Origin of the sequence: Pseudomonas juntendi (assembly GCF_009932375.1) — a bacterium.
GTDB lineage: Bacteria > Pseudomonadota > Gammaproteobacteria > Pseudomonadales > Pseudomonadaceae > Aquipseudomonas > Aquipseudomonas juntendi.
On sequence record NZ_BLJG01000120.1, the window covers coordinates 1 to 18558 of the forward strand.

Below are 18558 nucleotides of genomic sequence, written 5' to 3' on the forward strand. Positions count from 1 at the left end.
GCGGCGCTCAATCTCAAAACCACTGCAGAAACACCGTCATACACCCAAGCACTTCAGGGTTATTCCTCATTACAGACCAAGGGGTGAAACCCTACCCCCCGGATGCAGTACAATCGCCCCTTTTTCTTGGCAACGAGTCGAAGCCAATGATCGAACCCAAGCGCGTCCTGCGCGCCCTAGCCGAACACTGGGCCCTGATCGAGCCGCTGTGCGAGCGTTTCGACCAGGGCACCCTGAGCCTGGTCGAGCTGCGCCAGCATGTGGCCCGCCAGCAAGTAGAAAGCACCCCGCAGGACATCACCCAGCTGCTCGACGTGTGGATCCGCCTGGACATCCTGGTCCCGGTGGCCAAAAGCCCGAACCGTTTCGAGCTCAATGCGCAGATACACGACTTTCTCGCCTACCTGCGCCGCGAGCACCGGCTGGGCCTGTGCCTGGAGATCGAAGCCTACCTGCGCCACCTGGAACGCCTTGCCGGGCACATCCAGGATGCCTTCGACAACCGCGACAGCGACGACCTGGCGCGCCAGCTGCGCCTGCTCGACATGCGCGTGCGCGATGTGCTCAAAAAGCTCGACAACGACGAGCAGGCGCTGGTGGCCGTGGCCGAACGGGCCAAGACCAGCAACCGCCAGATCCCGCTGCGCCAGCGCTATGCCGAGGTCCTGGCCACCTGGGACGAGTACGTCGAGCCGATGATCCAGCTGGTCAACGCCGACGGCGCCTTCGAGCAAGGCGTGCGCAAGGTCGAGACCGTGCTGCTCAAGCTGCTGGGCGAACAGGCGCGCCTGGGCCACCTGGTCGATGACGACATGCTGCTGCGCACCCATGCGCGCATCCTGGAGATGCAGACCAACGCTCAGCTCACCCTGCGCCACGCCCGCGAACTGCTGTTGCCGCTGCGCGAAGAAGCCCGTCGGCACAACGCCGTGACCCGTGGCGCCGCACTGGCCCTGTCGGTGATCCGGCGCAAGGGCCTGGATGCCGTGCCGCAAGCGGCCATGCCGATGTTCACCCGCCCGCAAAGCACCTTCCTCGGCAGTGCCAGCCAGGTCGAAGCCTACGTGTACGCCCTGGCCCGCTTCGAGCCCAAGCCGGCGCGCTTCCCCAAGGCCCACAAGACGCAGTCCGGTGCCCTGCCCCGCGCCCCACGCACGGTCAAGGAAATGGCCGAACGTTGCGAACAGGCGCTGCCCCTGCCCGACCTGATGGTCTGGCTGCTGGAGCAGGAGCCCGAAGGCGCCACCGACGAGTTGCTGTACTGGTTCTCGCGCCTGTCGCGGGAAAAGCGCTTCAAGCGCGAACGCCTGGACCGCCGCGAGTACACCACCCAGGAACACTTGGTCAGCCTGCGCTCGTTCGCCCTGACCTCCAGCCGCGAAGACGCCAACAGCGCGCCTACCGACCCCAACGCGAGCCCAGCCCATGCATCTTGATCTTTCCGAACTGTCCCAGCTCGCGCCGATCTTCCGCGAGCTGTTCAAAGGCTTCCACATCAGCCGTCGCGACCCCGAGCTGTACGCTCAGCTGTCGAACTTCCAGGACCAGTACCGCACCCTGTTCAAGGCCCTGGGCTTCGAGCTGGTGTGCGACACCCGTGGTTTCTACTACTTCGTGCCGGACATGACCGCCGCGCAGGTCAACAAGACCGCGCAACGCCTGTCGCTGTTCACCTTCATCCTGGTCGAGCACCTGGCGGACCAGGGCCGCGACCCCATGGCAGTGCTGGACGGCGGCAGTATCGGCCGCGACGAGCTGCCATCGCTGCTGGACAAGTACCGCGACCTGTTCCTGCAGGCCGAGGTGCAGACCGTCGACGAGCTTGAAGAGAAGATCCTGCGGCGCATGACTCAGCTGGGCTTCGCCCACGAAGAGGGCGGCATCTACCGCTTCCTGCCGCCCATGCACCGTTTCCTCGACGTGTGCCTGTCGGTGCAGCAGGACCGCGACCTGGCCGCCACGCTGCACAGCGACCTGCCGCTGCCGACCCCGGTATTGGTCGAGGAAGAAAGCCCCGAAGAACTCAACCGCACCGACGACCCGCTGGACCTCACGCCGTTCGAAGGCGAGGAAAGCGAAGAGGACGCCCTGGCCCGGGCCATCCGCGAAGAGCAACAGGAGATTGACGCATGAGCCAGGAACGCTACGGCATCCGCCGCTTTGCACTGCTCAACACTGCAGGCTACAGCCTTGGCCTGTTCCCGCTGGAGCACCCGCTGTCGGTCTACGGCGCCAACAACCTGGGCAAATCGGCGTCGATCAACGCGCTGCAGTTCCCGATCCTGGCACGCATGTCAGACATGAGCTTCGGCAAGTACAGCCTCGAGCAGTCTCGCCGCTTCTACTTTGCCAGCGACACCTCGTACATTCTCTGCGAACTGAGCCTGCCCCATGGCCCCCACGTGATTGGCGTGGTCGGCCGCGGGCCGGGCGGTGGTTTCGGTCACCAGTTCTTCGCCTACAAGGGCGAACTGGACCTGGCCCACTACCAGAAGAACGACACCTGCCTGCGCCAGAAAGAGCTCTTCACCAACCTCGAGCGCCTGGGCATAAAGGCTTACGAGGTCAAGCCCGACGAGCTGCGCCGGCTGCTGGTCGGCGGCCACACGTCGGTGCCGCTGGACCTGACCATGATCCCGCTGCGCTCCACCAGCGAGCAAAGCCTGAAAACCTTCCGCGCACTGTTCATCAACCTGCTGCACATGCGCGAGATCACTGCGGCCAAGCTCAAGCAACTGTTCCTCGATGCCTTCGAGCACAGCCTGCGCTCGGGCAGCGTCGACTACATCGCCGCCTGCGAAGAGGCCTTCCGCGACGTACGCCGCATGGAACAGGACTACAACGCGCTGGTCGCGGCCGGCCCGCTGGTCGAGGCGCTGGCGGGCGGCGTGGCCCAGCGTGACATCCTGCGCGGCAAGCTGCACCGCATTTCCCCGGTGCTCGACACCTTGCTGGGCACCTGGCAGGAATACGCCATGGCGCGCAAGGAACAGCTGGTGATCCAGTCCGAGCACTACCGTGGCGAGCAGGACCGCCTGCAGAACGACCAGCGCGGCGGCACCCAGGAGCTGATGCGCCTGGAGCGCGAAATCACCGGTATCCAGCGCTGGCTGGGTGAGCTGTCGGTCCTCAAGCACCGCTTTGCGCTGGTCGATGACGTGAAGGTGCTGGAGCAGCAACTGCTGGCAGCCAAGGACGCGCACGACGAACTGGCCGGTGCCCTGGCCCAGTCGCGGCAGTTCAGCGCCGAAGACCTCGACGAGCGTGTGCGCGACCTGGAAAAGCGCCTGAAGCAGGTCAAGCAGCAGCTCGACCATGCCGACAACAACAGCTATGCGCGCCTGCGCGAAGAGTTCTCGCAGCAGGACGTCGACCGCCTGATGCGCCTGTTCAACGGTGCGCTGTTCAGCCTGCCATTGGGCGAGCGCGGCATCGAGCTGGACGACAGCGACCTGTGGGTAAAGTCGCTGGAAGCGGTGCTCGACGGCTTCAAGGGCGAGCGCTTCGAGGCGCCGGGCCTGGCCATCGACCTGACCAACATCGACCCGCCGGCCCTGCAGGCCCTGGCCGACCGCGCCGCCCTGCGCGACCAGAAAGAGCGCCTGGAGAAAGAGCTGAAACAGCTCAAGACCCAGCAGGCCGTAGCCGCCGACCGCTCGGCCTCCAAGGCCCAGACCGAAACCCTGTATCAGGAAGTGCTGGACGCCCAGAAGGCCCTGGAAGACTACCGCCGCAGCCAGACCCTCGCTGCCGAAGAGCCGGAAAAACTCGAGCAACTGTCGCAACTGGAAGCCGCCCAGGACGAGCTCAAGCGCTCCAGCGACGCGTTCACCGAACGCGTCCAGCAACTGTCGGCCAAGCTGCAGCTGGTCGGCCGCCAGCTCGGCGACCTCGAGTCCAAGCAGCGCACCCTGGAAGACGCCCTGCGCCGCCGCCAACTGCTGCCGGCCGACCTGCCCTACGGTACGCCTTTCATGGAACCCATCGACGATTCGATGGACAACCTGCTGCCGCTGCTCAACGACTACCAGGACAGCTGGCAGAGCCTGCAGCGCGTCGATAACCAGATCGAGGCACTGTATGCCCAGGTGCGCCTGAAAGGCGTGGCCAAGTTCGACAGTGAAGACGACATGGAGCGCCGCCTGCAATTGCTGGTGAACGCCTATGCGCACCGCACCGACGAAGCCCTGACCCTGGCCAAGGCGCGCCGCGCGGCGGTGACCGACATCGCCCGCACCCTGCGCAACATCCGCAGCGACTACGACAGCCTCGAGCACCAGCTGGCGCTGTTCAACCGCGAGATCAACAAGCGCCAGGTATCCAACCTGGAAAGCTTCCGCGTGGTGCTGGCGCCGAACAAGGAAGCGCTCAAGCATATCGACCAGATCATCCACAGTGCCGGCCAGTACGAGGAAGGCGAAACCCTGTCGGTGTTCGACCTGACCCAGAGCGCCGAGCAGGACAACAAGAACGAAGAGGCCAAGGAGTACCTGGCGCGCCTGGTGGCGGCCAACCACAACCAACTGGGTTTGAAGGACCTGTTCGAGCTGGCGTTCGAGATCACCAAGGTCAACGGCCAGCCGGTCATCCATGCCGACATCGATGGCGCGGCGTCCAACGGCACCACCATGACCATCAAGGCGCTGACCAACATGTACCTGTTGCTGCACCTGATGGACCGCGACCTGGCCGGCCGTATTCGCCTGCCGTACTACCTGGACGAAGCGGCCGACATCGACGAGCGCAACCAGGCGGCACTGCTGGAAACCAGCCTGCAGCTGGGCTTCGTGCCGATTCTGGCGAGCGTGAAGCCCCAGGTATCGGCGCGTGTGGCGATCGACCTGGAAGGTGGCAGCGGGCCGAATGGCATCTACATCGACGAGGCGGACTGGAAGTTCATCAGCCGCTTGGATGAGGTGAAAGCGGTTGTGCGTGAGGATCAGGCCGAAGAGTTGGCCTGAGGAACCTGGGGCCGCTTTGCGGCCCTTTCGCGACACAAGGCCGCTCTCACATTGACCGGCATATGCAGGACCTTTGTGGGAGCGGCCTTGCGTCGCGATGGAGGCCAAAGGCCTCCCGGCCATCTACCAGGCGATCACTGCGCCCAAGGCAAGATCGGAATCGCCGTCACCGCATTCTGCGGGCTGCCCTCGACGATGCGGTCGCTGTACACCAGGTACACCAGGGTATTGCGCTTCTTGTCGAGGAAGCGCACCACCTGCATGGTCTTGAACACCAGCGAGGTGCGCTCCTTGAACACCTCCTCGCCATCCTTGAGCTCACCCTTGAAGCTGATCGGCCCGACCTGGCGGCAGGCGATGGAGGCCTCCGCCCGATCTTCGGCAAGGCCCAACCCGCCTTTCACCCCGCCCGTCTTGGCCCGCGACAGGTAGCAAGTCACGCCTTCGACCTTGGGGTCGTCGAAGGCTTCCACCACGATGCGGTCGTTCGGCCCAAGGAACTTGAACACGGTGGACACCTGGCCGATTTCCTCAGCCCCGGCCAGCATGGGCAAAGCCAACGCGGCAACGGCAATCATCCTTTTCAACACAGCCAAACCCTCAGACCAGAACCAGGTTGTCGCGGTGCACCAGTTCTGGCTCCGCAATGTAGCCCAAGGTGCTCTCGATGGCATCCGAAGGCTGGCCAATGATCTTCTGCGCCTCCAGGGCGCTGTAGTTGGCCAGGCCTCGGGCGACCTCTGCACCGTCCGGGCCGACGCACACCACCATCTCGCCACGGCGGAAACTGCCCTGTACGGTTTTCACACCCACCGGCAGCAGGCTCTTGTTGGCCTGGCGCAGCGCCTGCACGGCACCGGCATCCAGCACCAGGGTGCCACGGGTTTGCAAGTGCCCAGCCAGCCACTGCTTGCGCGCCGCGAGCATGCCGCGCTCGGGCGACAGCAAGGTCCCCAGACGCTCGCCAGCCTTCAGGCGGTCGAGCACGCGCTCGATGCGGCCACCGATGATGATGGTGTGGGCACCCGAGCGGGCAGCCAGGCGCGCGGCGCGCAGCTTGGTCTGCATGCCGCCACGGCCCAGCGCGCCACCGGTGCCGCCGGCCACGGCATCCAGCGCCGGGTCGTCGGCACGGGCTTCGTAGATCAGCTGGGCCTCGGGGTTGTTACGCGGGTCGGCGTCGAACATGCCATCACGGTCGGTAAGGATCACCAACAGGTCGGCCTCGACCAGGTTGGCCACCAGCGCCGCCAGGGTGTCGTTGTCGCCGAAACGGATTTCGTCGGTGACCACGGTGTCGTTTTCGTTGATGACGGGCACCACACCCAGGTCGACCAGGGTACGCAGGGTGCTGCGGGCGTTCAGGTAACGCTTGCGGTCGGACAGGTCGTCATGGGTCAGCAGGATCTGCGCGGTGTGCTTGCCGTGCTCGCCGAAGCTCGACTCCCAGGCCTGCACCAGGCGCATCTGGCCGATCGACGCAGCGGCCTGCAGCTCGTTCATCGCGCTCGGTCGCGAGGTCCAGCCCAGCTGGCTCATGCCGGCAGCAACGGCCCCGGAGGACACCAGTACCAACTCCACGCCCGCCTCACGCAGCGCGACCATCTGCTCGACCCAAACGGCCATGGCCCCGCGGTCGAGGCCCTTGCCATCGGCGGTCAGCAGAGCACTGCCAATCTTCACGACCCAGCGCTTGGCGCCCGTCACCTTGCTTCGCATCTTCTTCCAACCTATGTCGAATCTGTAGATACCGTGGATACAAAAACGCCGCTCCAGAGAGCGGCGTTTAGTGTACTGCAACCGGTCAGTCGCGCACGTAAATGATTTCCGGGCCGTCTTCGTCGTCCTCGAAATCATCGTCCCAACCGTCATCGTCGCCGATGTCGTGCACGCTCTTGACGCCGGTGCGACGCAGGGTGCGGGCGTCGTCCAGGGCCTGCAGCTGGGCACGGGCTTCGTCTTCGATGCGCTGGTCGAGGTCGGCCAGCTCTTCGGCGTAGGCCGGGTCGTTGGCCAGGCGGTCGGCGCGGTCTTCGAGGTAGCGCATCAGGTCGTGGCTGAGCTTTTCAGTGCCCTGCTTGGAGATGGCCGAAATCACGTAGACCGGACCGTCCCACTGCAGGCGCTCGACCACTTCCTGCACGCGTGCGTCGCGCTCGTCGTCCATGACCATGTCGGCCTTGTTCAGCACCAGCCAGCGCTCACGCTCGGCCAGCGACGGGCTGAAGCGGGTCAGCTCGTTGACGATCACTTCGGCTGCGTCGGCAGGGCTGCTCTCGTCCAGCGGCGCGATGTCCACCAGGTGCAGCAGCACGCGGGTGCGGGCCAGGTGCTTGAGGAAGCGGATACCCAGGCCGGCGCCATCGGAAGCACCTTCGATCAGGCCGGGGATGTCGGCGATGACGAAGCTCTTCCAGCGGTCGACGCTGACCACACCCAGGTTCGGCACCAGGGTGGTGAACGGGTAATCGGCCACTTTCGGCTTGGCGGCCGAAACCGAGCGAATGAAGGTGCTTTTGCCGGCGTTTGGCAGGCCCAGCAGGCCCACGTCGGCCAACACCTTCATTTCCATCTTCAGGTCACGCTGCTCACCCGGCTTGCCTGGGGTGGTCTGGCGCGGTGCCCGGTTGGTACTGGACTTGAAGCGCGTGTTGCCCAGGCCGTGCCAGCCGCCTTGGGCGACCATCAGTTTCTGCCCCGGGGTGACCAGGTCACCGATCACTTCCTGTGTGGAAGCATCGATCACGGTAGTACCGACCGGCACACGCAGGAACAGGTCTTCACCCTTCTTGCCGGTGCAGTCGGTGCTGCCGCCGTTGGCGCCGCGCTGGGCTTCGTGGTGACGGGTGTAGCGGTAGTCGACCAGGGTGTTCAGGTTTTCGTCGGCAACCATGTACACCGAGCCGCCGTCACCGCCATCCCCACCATTGGGGCCACCGTTCTCGATGAACTTCTCGCGACGGAAGCTCATGCAACCGTTGCCGCCGTCACCGGCCTTGACCCGAATAGATACTTCGTCAACAAACTTCATTAAAACCGCCTCTCGTCGGCAGACGAGCTGAATGACTCAAAAACATGAGGCTCTTGCAAAAATGAGCGCGGCGGCCCCGTACGACCGTAGAAACCAACGCCGGCAACCCAGACAAACAGCTTTGCAAGAGGCTCACCACAAACGAAAAAGCCCCGTCGCATGACGGGGCTTCTGGAGCGACGTCGCGATTAAGCGGCGACGATGCTCACGTAACGGCGCATGAACTCGCCTTTCTTCTCGAACTTGATCACGCCTTCGATCTTGGCGAACAAGGTGTGATCCTTGCCCATGCCAACGCCGTAGCCAGCGTGGAATTCGGTGCCGCGCTGACGGACGATGATGTTGCCTGGCTTGATAACCTGGCCGCCATACATCTTCACGCCAAGGCGTTTCGATTCTGAGTCGCGACCGTTACGAGTACTACCACCAGCCTTCTTGTGAGCCATGGTTCAATTCTCCAAATAAATTCAGGGGATCTAGGGGATTAAGCCTGGATGCCGGTGATTTTGATCTCGGTGAACCACTGGCGGTGGCCCATACGCTTCATGTGGTGCTTACGACGACGGAACTTGATGATGCGAACCTTGTCGTGGCGGCCTTGCGAAACGACTTCGGCCACTACTTTAGCGCCAGCAACAACTGGAGCACCGATGGTGACTTCTTCACCGTTGGCGACCAGCAGGACGCGATCGAAAGTCACGGATTCGCCGGTGGCGACTTCCAGTTTTTCGATCTTGAGGAATTCACCTTCAGCGACTTTGTACTGCTTGCCGCCGGTAACGATTACTGCGTAAGACATGGTATTTCTCCGATAATCCTGCTCACCCAGCGCTTTATATGATGAGTATTGGCTGGCATGGCTGCACAGGGCTGGAACGGCCCGGCGCAATTGCGTAAGGCAGGTGCTGCCCAGGAAGTTAGGGTGCGCGATTGTACGCAACCACGGTTTTGCTTGCAAGTGCCGCCCCCGGCCAGCTGGCACCGCGCCTTGACACACCGGGACCTGCGACCTAGCATGCCGCGCAACCTCACTGGAGCAGCCGATGCAACCCCAAACCTTCTACCGCGCGGTAGCTGATGATTTCAGCGCCGTCGACGAGATCATCAAGAAGCAGCTGACCTCGCGCGTGCCGCTGGTATCGAAGATCGGCGACTATATCACGTCCGCCGGCGGCAAGCGCCTGCGCCCCCTGCTGGTCCTGCTGTGTGGCAAGGCCCTGGGCCGTGAAGGCGACGACCTGCGCCTGCTGGCTGCCACCATCGAGTTCCTGCACACCGCCACCCTGCTGCACGACGATGTGGTCGACATGTCCGGCATGCGCCGCGGCCGCTCCACCGCCAATGCCCTGTGGGGTAACGCGCCGAGCGTGCTGGTGGGTGACTTCCTTTATTCGCGCTCGTTCGAAATGATGGTCGAGCTGGGCTCGATGCCGGTCATGCAGATCCTGTCCAAGGCCACCCGGGTGATTGCCGAGGGTGAGGTGCTGCAGCTGTCGCGGGTACGCGACGCCAGCACCACCGAGGAAGTCTACATGGAGGTCATCCGGGGCAAGACGGCCATGCTGTTCGAAGCCTCCACCCACAGCGCCGCGGCGCTGGCCGAAGCCACGGACGCGCAGCGCGACGCCCTGCGAACCTTTGGCGACCACCTGGGCGTGGCCTTCCAGCTGGTCGACGACCTGCTGGACTACAAGGGCGACTCGCAGACGCTGGGCAAGAACGTTGGCGACGACCTGGCCGAAGGCAAGCCTACCCTGCCGCTGATCTACACCATGCGCGAAGGCACTGCCGAACAGGCGGCGCTGGTGCGCCAGGCCATTCAGAAGGGCGGCCTGGAAGACCTCGAGCAGATTCGCGTGGCGGTCGAGGAATCGGGTGCGCTGCAGTACACCGCAGAGCTGGCTCGTGATTACGTGAAGCGCGCCATTGCATGCCTTGAGGTGCTGCCAGCCAGCGAGTACCGCGATGCGCTGGTTGAGCTGAGCGAGTTTGCAGTCGCGCGCACGCACTGACACACCGAGCCGCTTCTTCGCGGGCTTGCCCGCTTCCACAGGTTGATACCGACACTGTGGGAGCGGGCAAGCCCGCGGTTGCTTTTGTCCGGACATAATCCCTTCTGGAAAAATACCTTTTACAATGCGGGCTTTCTACCGCCCGTCTGTTTGTTTGAGGAACCGAAGTGAGCACTCTGCCACCCTGCCCGAAATGCAATTCCGAATACACCTATGAGGATGGCACTCAGCTGATCTGCCCTGAATGCGCCCACGAGTGGTCGGCCAGCGGCGATGCCGAGGCTGCCAGCGACGAGGTGGTGAAAAAGGATTCGGTCGGCAACATCCTGCAGGATGGCGACACCGTTACCGTGATCAAGGACCTGAAGGTCAAGGGTTCATCCCTGGTGGTCAAGGTCGGCACCAAGGTCAAGAACATCCGCCTGTGCGATGGCGACCACGACATCGACTGCAAGATCGACGGCATCGGCGCCATGAAGCTGAAGTCCGAGTTCGTTCGCAAAGTCTGATTCCATGAATTCCGCCAATTGGCGCTTGCTATTCTGATAATAAGAATTATTCTCATTGGAATCGATTTCCAAGGAGAGTAGCCATGACTTATCTGATCGACGCCTGGCTGGACCGCCCTCACCCCTACCTGCGCATTCTTCATCGGGAAACCGGCGAAGTGTGCGCGGTACTCGAAGCAGAAGCGCTCGACGAACTGCGTGACCAGGGCGACCTGGACATGAGTGGGTTGAATTCGAGTGAACCGGGGGTATTGAAGGAGCTGGTGCGGAATCTGTTTCTGTTCTGCTATGCGCGGGCGTTGCGCCCCGGGGGAACGGATTGGAATTGAGGTTGGCAACGCCGGCCTCATCGCTGGCAAGCCAGCTCCCACAGGTACTGCACAAGCCTGGAAGCTAACGCGACACCTGTGGGAGCGGGCGAGCCCGCGAATGGGCCGCAAAGCGGCCCCGGCGATCTTACAGAACGTCGAGCAGCTCGACGTCGAACACCAGCACGCTGTGCGGCGGGATGCTGCCCACGCCTTGGGCGCCGTAAGCCAGCTCGCTCGGCACGTACAGGCGCCATTTGCTGCCTGCGTTCATCAGCTGCAGGGCTTCGGTCCAGCCAGCGATCACGCCGCCGACCGGGAATTCAGCCGGCTGGCCACGCTCGTAGGAGCTGTCGAACACAGTGCCGTCGATCAGGGTGCCGTGGTAGTGCGTGCGCACACTGTCTTCACGGCTTGGCTTGGCGCCGTCGCCGGCAGTCAGCACTTCGAACTGCAGACCGGAAGCCAGGGTAGTGATGCCGTCACGCTTGGCGTTCTCGACCAGGAATTCCTTGCCCGCGGCAGCAGCGGCTTCGGCCTTGGCCGCCGCTTCGGCTTGCATCACTTCGCGGATGACCTTGAAGCTGGCCGACAGGTCGGCTTCGCTGACGCGGCTTTCGGCGCCGTTGAAAGCGTCGGTCAGGCCGGCCAGGATCGCTTCCAGGCTGACGCCTGGTGGTGGGTTGTCGCGCAGCTGGCCGCCCAGCTGACGGCCAATGCCGTAGCTGACGCGGGTTTCGTCGGTGGACAGGTTGAGTTCGGACATTGTCGTGCTCCACTGCAGGGCGCAGTGCAGCCGCGCCCTTGATGAAAAGGGCGAGCAGCCTAGCACACTGGGCCGCCGCGAGCAGCTACCAGGCCGAACGCTGCGCGCGCGAACAGCCCTGTACGACTCAGTGCTTGGTCAGCTTGTCCAGGTAGCCCATGCAGAACGCCGAAACCACGAAGGTCATGTGAATGATCACGTACCACATCAGGTAGTCGGTGGAGATGTTCTGTGCGTCCATGAACACGCGCAGCAGGTGAATGGACGAAATGGCCACGATCGATGCGGCCACCTTCATCTTCAGCGACGAGGAGTCCATTTTGCCCAGCCAGTTGAGTTTTTCCTTGCTTTCGTCGATGTCCAGTTGCGAGACGAAGTTCTCGTAGCCGGAAATCATCACCATCACCAGCAGGCCGCCCACCAGCGACATGTCGATCAGCGACAGGATCACCAGGATCAGGTCGGCTTCGCTGAGGGCGAAGACGTTGGGCAGGACGTGGACCACTTCCTGGAAAAATTTCAGCGCCAGGGCCAGCAGGCCGAGTGACAGGCCGAAGTAGATCGGGGCGAGCAGCCAGCGCGAGGCATACATCGCGTTTTCGAGGATACGTTCCATTAAGTTCGGGACTCATCAGGTGACTAAAAAAGCGACGGCGAGTATAGCCAGCCACCTGTTGCAGCAAAAGCCCGATCCAGGCGACCACGACCCCCTGTAGGGCGGCCTTGCGTCGCGATCGGCCCGCAAAGCGGCCTTAGCGCTCGCTCAGGTCTCCGGATGGAACTGGTAGTCCCCCAGGTTCCGGCAGCGCTCGCCGTTGATCCGGCGCAGCTGCGCCTGCAGGTGCAAACACCAGATCTGCGGGTCTTCTGCCACCTGGTATCCGTGCAGGGTCAGGCTGTCGACGATGGCATGCAGCACCGACTCGGCCACCATTGGCCCATGGAACGGCCCCTGGGCCTTGATTGCAGAGGGTTGTTCACCGGCCATGCCGGCGGCGAACAGCAAGGTCCACATGCCGGTGTCGCCGGCCAATGGGCGGATGCTGCATTCGATGCGGGTCACCAGGCCCAGGCACTGGCGTGTGAGGCTGAGGTTGCGCATGGCCGCGTCCCCTCCAATGAGCCTTGTTCAGCCTGAAACCCTCAGGCTGTTTCCATCCTGAACGCTGTTCCTTCCTTAAGTTCCAGCATAGAAGAGCAAAACAGAAAGTTGGAAAACCGGCGCTGAACGGTAGCACATGGCCGCCAGCGCCGGTTTATTGACTCAGGCGGGCTTGGCCTGGGCGATGACTTCCTCAAGGCGCTCCTTTTCCGCCCTTTCGATCTCCTCCTCGCTGATCATCTCGGCGATTTCCCGCAGGCGCTCCACCACCCGGGCGTTGACACTGCCCTCGGTGAACTGGCCCTTGTCATCCAGCACCCCGGCCTCTTCACCTACCAGCAGGCTGAGCGCCTCGTCGGCCTGGCTGACGGCGTAGACGTGGAACATGCCGTTTTCCACAGCCTGCAACACACGCTCGTCCAGCATCAGGGTAGCCACGTTGGCACGCGGGATGATGACCCCCTGCTCGCCCGTCAGGCCACGCGCTTCGCACAGGCGGAAGAAGCCCTCGATTTTCTCGTTCACCCCACCCACGGCCTGCACTTCACCAAACTGGTTGATCGAGCCAGTAATGGCGAAGCACTGCTTGAGCGGTGTACGCGACAAGGCCGAGATCAGCGTGCACGCCTCGCCCAGCGAGGCGCTGTCACCGTCCACATAGCCGTAGGACTGCTCCAGGGCGATACTCGCGGAAATCGCCAACGGGAATTCCTGGGCGTAGCGGCTGCCCAGGTAACCGGTGAGGATCATCACCCCCTTGGAGTGGATCGGCTGGCCCAGGTTGACCTCTCGCTCGATGTCGACGATACCGCTGCCGCCCGGGTATACCGTGGCCGAAATACGTGCCGGCATGCCGAACGCCGAATCGCCGACTTCCAGCACCGTCAGCCCGTTGCACTTGCCGATCGCCGCACCTTCAGTGTCGATCAGGATGATGCCGGCAAGCATGTCGTCCAGTACCCGCTGCGATACCCGGCCGGTACGAGTGGCCTTGGCCTTGAGCGCCCGCTCGATATGGCCGGCGTCAGTCATTTCGTCACCGGCCAGCTGGCGGATGAAGTCGGCTTCGCTGACCAGCTGGAACAGGTCGCCGATACGGGCCGACAAGCGCGACTGGTTCTCCGCCAGGCGTGCGCTGAACGTGGCCAGGCGCGCCACCGCATCGCTGGTCAGCGGTGCCATGCCTTCTTCGTTGGTGCGGGTGCGCAACAGCTGGGCGAATTGCTCCAGGTTCTCGTCGACCATGGGCATGTCTTCGTCGAAGTCGACCAGCACGCGGAACATCTCCTGGAAGTCCGAGTCGTGGTCCTGCAGTGCGTAGTACAGCTGCCGCGAGCCGATGATCACCAGCTTGACATTGAGCGGGATCATCTGCGGCTGCAGGCTGACAGTAGCCACCCGGCCCAGCTCACCGATCGGCGATTCCATTTTCAGCTTGCGCGATTGCAGCGCACGCTTGAGTGCGTCCCACACGAACGGCTCGCCCAGCATTTTCTCGGCTTCGAGGATCAGGAAGCCGCCATTGGCGCGGTGCAGCGCCCCCGGGCGCAACTGGCGATACGAGGTATACAGCGCGCCCTGGTCGGTGCTGTATTCGATGCGGCCAAACAGGTTGTCGTAGGTCGGGTGCGGCTCGAACACCACCGGTGCGCCACCGTTGGCGTAGTGGCCCACGACCAGGCTTGGCGCGTATTGCTCTTCCAGCAGCTTGCGGGCAACGGCGTCGGTCTTGCTGTCATCGACCAGTTGCTCGACCACGGTGCGCAGCAGGTTCAATTGCACCGATTGCAGGTAGGCGCAGACCGCGGCGTTCTCGGCGTACTTTTCCGAAAGCGGCGCCAGCAGCGGTTGCAGGGCCAGGGTGATGGTTTCTTCGTTCAGCTGGCGCAACTGGTTGTTCGACTCGCGCTTCCATTGCGGCAGGCTGGCCAACTCCTCGTTCAGCTGCTCCTCGAGCTGGGCGATGTCTTCGTGGAACTGCTCGCGCACCTCTTCCGGCAACTGGGCGAATTCCGCTTCGTCCAGCGCCTTGCCATCGGCCATGGGGGTGAAGGCGACGTTGCTGGAGTCGCGGTACAAGGCCACGTCTTTCTCCAGCGACGCCCGCTCGATCACATCCAGGGCGCGGTCATAGCGCTGGTTGAAGGCGCGGTCGATGGCGCCCTTCTTCTGCTGGTACGACGGGTGCTCGAACACCGCCGGGAAGGTGGCCAGCAGGTTGTCGATCAGCCCGCCCATGTCGGCGATGAACTCGGTGGCGGTGCCGGACGGCAGCTCCAGTGCCCGCGGCTCGCGGGTGTCGTCGAAGTGGTTGACGTATACCCAGTCGGCCGGGGTCTGCTGGCGTTTGCCTTCGGCCTTGAGGTAGCGTTTAACGAACGAGAAACGCCCGGTGCCGGGCTCGCCCATCACGTACACGTTGTAACCAGGGCGTGGCATGGCCACGCCGAACTGCAGGGCCTCGACAGCACGCTCCTGGCCCAGGACTCCGCGAAACGGCTCCAGATCGTCGGTATTGGTAAAGGCAAACTGCTCGGGTGAGAAACGCCGGGTCAGGGCTTCAGGCGCAAGACGCAGGCGCGCAGCGACAGGATCGGGCATTGGGTTTCCTTACTTCGGCGGGGCAGATACGCAGCATTCTGGCGCTGCCCGCGCGCGCCTTGCAAGGCTCCCGGGGACTTTATATCGCCGCACCTCACCGCCAGAGCAGGTATTCGAACAGCAAATTTTTCGCAATCAACAACGCAACCTTTAGATCGTGCCTAAACTCCAAGCTGCGCGGGTGGGTGAAATGCTTTCCCGACCTGGCAACCGAGTTGCCAGAAAACACTGACCCTTGGTTATGACAAAGAGAAAAAAGCTATGAAACGGATTCTTCTGGGTACTCTGTTCACCGTGGTCTCGCTCAACGCCATGGCAGAAGCGCCAGGCGGCCCGAACTGCGGCTGGGGCAACATGCTGTTCGAGGGCCAGCGCGGCACGCCGGCTCACTTCCTGGCTTCCACCACCAACGGCACCTCTGGTAACGCCACCTTCGGTATGACCTCCGGCACCAACGGCTGCTCGACCAAGGCTTCGCTGACTTACGGCGGCAAGTCCTGGTTCGCCATGAACGGCATGATGAACGAGCTTTCCGAAGACATGGCCATGGGCCAAGGTGAAGCACTGACCACCTATGCCGTGGTACTCGGCGTGGCCCCGGAAGACCGTGGCTACTTCAACTCGGTCACCCACCAGCACTTCAACCAGATCTTCAGCAGCGCCGACGTCACCGCTGAAACTGTCCACAGCAACACCCTCGCTGTACTGAAGGGCGACCCACGCCTGGCCAAATACGCTACCGAGGCCTAAGCTGCAGCTCCCGCCCCTTCGGGGGCGGGTTTCGCCTTTTTCGGCATCGTTCAGAAGTAGTTGCCCGATATGCTCAAACGCTTCGCTGCCCTCGCGCTGTGTGTCTGCGCCCCTGTTCACGCCGCCCCTGTGCTGGATCAAGGCCGCCTCCAGCAACTGGCCAATACCCCCTACTGGATTGCCTTGGGCCATTACGAAACCGCCAAGCTCGGCGGCTGGCGCAGCTATGTGGACGATGACGCGTTCTTCCTGGCCAAAGACGGTGCGCACCACCCCGACCAGGAGCTGCAAGCCACGGTGCAAGCCCTGTACGCCCCGGCCAGCCTCGGCGACAAACATGCCCAGTGCGTATTCCCCGCACGCACCCGCTGGCTGCGTGAGCAGCTGAATTTGCAAGGCTTGCCACAACCGGACTGCCAGGCGTTCAACACCTGGTACAAATCGGTCGACCCGCACAGCGCCGCACTGATTTTCCCGGCGGCCTACCTGAACAGCCCCTCGTCGATGTTCGGCCACACCCTGCTGCGCATCGACCAGTCCACTACCCGCAGCGACGACACCACGCTGCTGAGCTACGCGATCAACTTCGGCGCCTACATCGAAGGCAGCGACAACAGCATCCTGTATGCCTGGAAAGGCCTGATGGGCGGCTACCCGGGGCTGTTCGCGCTGATGCCCTACCAAGAGAAGCTCTCCGAATACCGCAGCCTGGAAAACCGCGACCTGTGGGAATACCAGCTGGACCTGACCCCACAGGAAACCGGGCGCATGGTCGAGCATGTGTGGGAACTGAAGCAGATCCAGTTCGATTACTTCTTCTTCGACGAAAACTGCTCGTACCGCCTGCTGGAACTGCTGCAGGTGGCCCGCCCAAGCCTGGACCTGACATCGCAGTTTCCGCTGACCGCGATCCCCACCGACACGGTCAAGGCCGTGAAACAGTCCGGCCTGGTCGCCAGCGAAACCTACCGCCCTTCGCGCGAACGTGAGCTGCTGGCCCGCGCCGAGCCGCTGGACCACAACGAAAAGCAACAGGTGCTGGCGGTCAGCGCCGACACCGCGCAACTGCAGAGCCCTGCGTTCAAGGCGCTGCCCCGCGAGCGCCAGGCGCTGGTGCAGGACGCCGCCTATCGCCTCGAGCGCTACCGTGCCAACGGTCAGGAGCGTGACCCGGGCCAAGCCAAGCGCAGCTTCGAACTGCTGCGGGCGATCAACGGCAACCCGCCCCCGCCGCTGCAGGTTGAGCGCCCCGGCCTGCCCGAAGACGGCCATGACTCACGTACCTGGCAACTGGGCGTGGGCACCCGCGAAGACCGTGCCTACGCCGAGTATGGCCTGCGCATGGCCTACCACGACCTGAACGACAACGCCTATGGCTTCCCGCTGGGCGCCCAGATCGAGATCCTGCAATTGAAGGTGCGCCAGTACGAAGGCAACGACTGGCAGGTACAACGCCTGGACTTGGCCACCATCCGCTCGCTGACCCCACGCAACGCCTTGCTCAAGCCTTGGTCATGGCAAGTGGCTGGCGGCCTGGAGCGGGTACCCGGCAAGCATGATGACGAGGTGCTGGTAAGCCATGTGAATGGTGGCGCCGGGGGCACCTGGCAACTGGCCGATGGCTTGCTCGGTTTTGCCCTGGGCACGGTGCGGGTCGAACACCACAACGACTTCGCCGAATTCATTGCCCCGGCCGCGGGATTCAACGGCGGGCTGCTGTGGCGCAACGGGCTGGGCAACATGACCCTGGAGGCCAAAGGTGATTACTTCACCAATGGCGAAGTACGTCGCAGCCTGAGCCTGAACCAGCAATGGGAAATCAGCCAGAACCTGGGGGTGAGGTTGAGTGCTTCGCGTGAGTTCAGCCACCTGGCCACTGCGCAGAATGAGGTGATGCTGGAGCTGAAGTGGTACCACTACTGAAGATTGCGGGTTGCCTGCACAGGCAACAGTGTGGCCCAACCAACTCTTTGACACTGTTTTGACACCAACCCGACAAATCGCCACCTAGACTTGCCCCTATCGACGGGAGGGTCAGGTGGTTATGTCGCGGTACTGGTTCGGCGTGTGCATTGCGTTGTTGCTGTCAGGCTGTGAAACCACCCACGAGCAAATGCTCGCCAATGGCTATCCCCCTGCCTATGCCGATGGCTTTCAGGACGGCTGCAGCAGTGGCCACCAGGCCGCCGGCACCATGGTCGGCGACTTTCGCAAGGACGTACCCCGCTACCTGCACGAGCGCCAGTACGAAACCGGCTGGGACGATGGCTTTCGCCAGTGCCAGGCCATGCAGAACACTGAAGAGCAGCGCCAGTACCACGAGCGCTTCTGGGACCAGCGCGACCGCGAGTGGCAGCAGGAAAAGGACCGTGGCGCCGCCAAGGCCTATCGCCACGACTGAGGTCGTTAACGGACATTTCTTTAAACCTGCGGCCTGCCATGATGGTCTTCTGCACAAGGAGGCCTTGCATGAGCCGAGCATTCGTCAATGAGGACCAGGCCGCCGCCCAGGCCGATC

Annotated in this window: 18 protein-coding genes; 9 read left to right on the plus strand and 9 right to left on the minus strand. The window is 63.2% G+C overall.

Annotated elements, in window-relative coordinates; genetic code table 11:
* Positions 1 to 146: 146 nt before the first annotated feature.
* From mksB to mksF, 3 genes are read left to right on the plus strand one after another with little or no spacing between them, the layout of a single operon-like run.
* Positions 147 to 1436 carry an Mks condensin complex protein MksB gene (mksB, locus tag GYA94_RS16835; protein ID WP_009686111.1) on the plus strand — a complete coding sequence of 430 codons (1290 nt, stop codon included), beginning with the start codon at positions 147 to 149 and terminating at the stop codon, positions 1434 to 1436.
* Positions 1426 to 2133 (plus strand): Mks condensin complex protein MksE, encoded by a 708-nt coding sequence (gene mksE / locus GYA94_RS16840; protein WP_009686110.1) that lies wholly within the window; start codon positions 1426 to 1428, stop codon positions 2131 to 2133. The genes mksB and mksE overlap by 11 nt, the downstream gene beginning before the upstream one ends.
* Positions 2130 to 4961 (plus strand): Mks condensin complex protein MksF, encoded by a 2832-nt coding sequence (gene mksF / locus GYA94_RS16845; RefSeq protein ID WP_161892742.1) that lies wholly within the window; start codon positions 2130 to 2132, stop codon positions 4959 to 4961. Before mksE ends, mksF begins: the two co-directional genes overlap by 4 nt.
* A 134-nt stretch (positions 4962 to 5095) precedes the next feature.
* Here mksF and GYA94_RS16850 read toward each other — a convergent pair whose 3' ends face one another.
* The 5 genes from GYA94_RS16850 to rplU all read right to left on the minus strand — a co-directional run bounded on the left by GYA94_RS16850 (position 5096) and on the right by rplU (position 8791).
* The gene (locus tag GYA94_RS16850) at positions 5096 to 5539 is read right to left on the minus strand and encodes a CreA family protein (protein ID WP_161892746.1); all 444 of its coding nucleotides are present in this window, start codon (positions 5537 to 5539) and stop codon (positions 5096 to 5098) included.
* Between the two features lie 22 nt (positions 5540 to 5561).
* On the minus strand, positions 5562 to 6680 hold the full coding sequence (gene proB / locus GYA94_RS16855) for a glutamate 5-kinase (protein ID WP_009686107.1): 1119 nt from the start codon (positions 6678 to 6680) through the stop codon (positions 5562 to 5564).
* Between the two features lie 85 nt (positions 6681 to 6765).
* Positions 6766 to 7992, minus strand: coding sequence for an Obg family GTPase CgtA (cgtA, locus tag GYA94_RS16860; protein ID WP_029884881.1), 1227 nt, complete (start codon positions 7990 to 7992; stop codon positions 6766 to 6768).
* A 188-nt stretch (positions 7993 to 8180) separates the two neighbouring features.
* Positions 8181 to 8438, minus strand: a complete 258-nt coding sequence (gene rpmA / locus GYA94_RS16865; protein WP_003247464.1) for a 50S ribosomal protein L27 — start codon at positions 8436 to 8438, stop codon at positions 8181 to 8183.
* A 38-nt stretch (positions 8439 to 8476) separates the two neighbouring features.
* Positions 8477 to 8791, minus strand: coding sequence for a 50S ribosomal protein L21 (gene rplU, locus GYA94_RS16870; RefSeq protein ID WP_003247466.1), 315 nt, complete (start codon positions 8789 to 8791; stop codon positions 8477 to 8479).
* 244 nt (positions 8792 to 9035) lie between these two features.
* On the opposite strand from rplU, the gene GYA94_RS16875 reads away from it, so the two are divergent.
* The 3 genes from GYA94_RS16875 (at position 9036) to GYA94_RS16885 (ending at position 10842) form a co-directional block, all read left to right on the plus strand.
* Entirely contained in the window at positions 9036 to 10004 is a 969-nt protein-coding gene (locus GYA94_RS16875; protein ID WP_161892743.1) for a polyprenyl synthetase family protein, read from the plus strand.
* Positions 10005 to 10171: 167 nt separating this feature from the next.
* The gene (locus GYA94_RS16880) at positions 10172 to 10513 is read left to right on the plus strand and encodes a zinc ribbon domain-containing protein YjdM (protein WP_009686103.1); all 342 of its coding nucleotides are present in this window, start codon (positions 10172 to 10174) and stop codon (positions 10511 to 10513) included.
* Between the two features lie 83 nt (positions 10514 to 10596).
* Positions 10597 to 10842, plus strand: coding sequence for a PA4570 family protein (locus GYA94_RS16885; RefSeq protein ID WP_009686102.1), 246 nt, complete (start codon positions 10597 to 10599; stop codon positions 10840 to 10842).
* A 127-nt stretch (positions 10843 to 10969) separates the two neighbouring features.
* On the opposite strand, the gene bamJ is transcribed toward GYA94_RS16885, so the two are convergent.
* The 4 genes from bamJ to GYA94_RS16905 form a co-directional block, all read right to left on the minus strand.
* A complete protein-coding gene (gene bamJ, locus GYA94_RS16890; RefSeq protein ID WP_161892744.1) occupies positions 10970 to 11587 on the minus strand; it encodes a BamJ family beta-barrel-assembly machinery protein in 618 nt (205 codons plus the stop codon).
* A 127-nt stretch (positions 11588 to 11714) separates the two neighbouring features.
* Complete coding sequence (locus tag GYA94_RS16895; protein ID WP_003247486.1) at positions 11715 to 12203, minus strand: TIGR00645 family protein; 489 nt, start codon at positions 12201 to 12203, stop codon at positions 11715 to 11717.
* A 147-nt stretch (positions 12204 to 12350) separates the two neighbouring features.
* Positions 12351 to 12689: a PA4575 family protein gene (locus GYA94_RS16900; protein WP_009686099.1), complete on the minus strand. Its 339-nt coding sequence runs from the start codon at positions 12687 to 12689 to the stop codon at positions 12351 to 12353.
* A gap of 162 nt (positions 12690 to 12851) precedes the next feature.
* Positions 12852 to 15290: a Lon protease family protein gene (locus tag GYA94_RS16905; RefSeq protein ID WP_154211140.1), complete on the minus strand. Its 2439-nt coding sequence runs from the start codon at positions 15288 to 15290 to the stop codon at positions 12852 to 12854.
* 261 nt (positions 15291 to 15551) lie between these two features.
* Between GYA94_RS16905 and GYA94_RS16910 the strand changes: the two genes are divergently transcribed.
* The 3 genes from GYA94_RS16910 to GYA94_RS16920 all read left to right on the plus strand — a co-directional run bounded on the left by GYA94_RS16910 (position 15552) and on the right by GYA94_RS16920 (position 18441).
* On the plus strand, positions 15552 to 16040 hold the full coding sequence (locus GYA94_RS16910; RefSeq protein WP_009686097.1) for a DUF3015 domain-containing protein: 489 nt from the start codon (positions 15552 to 15554) through the stop codon (positions 16038 to 16040).
* Positions 16041 to 16109: 69 nt separating this feature from the next.
* Positions 16110 to 17963, plus strand: coding sequence for an Lnb N-terminal periplasmic domain-containing protein (locus GYA94_RS16915; protein WP_054913978.1), 1854 nt, complete (start codon positions 16110 to 16112; stop codon positions 17961 to 17963).
* A 121-nt stretch (positions 17964 to 18084) separates the two neighbouring features.
* Complete coding sequence (locus GYA94_RS16920; RefSeq protein ID WP_161892745.1) at positions 18085 to 18441, plus strand: hypothetical protein; 357 nt, start codon at positions 18085 to 18087, stop codon at positions 18439 to 18441.
* Positions 18442 to 18558: the final 117 nt, after the last annotated feature.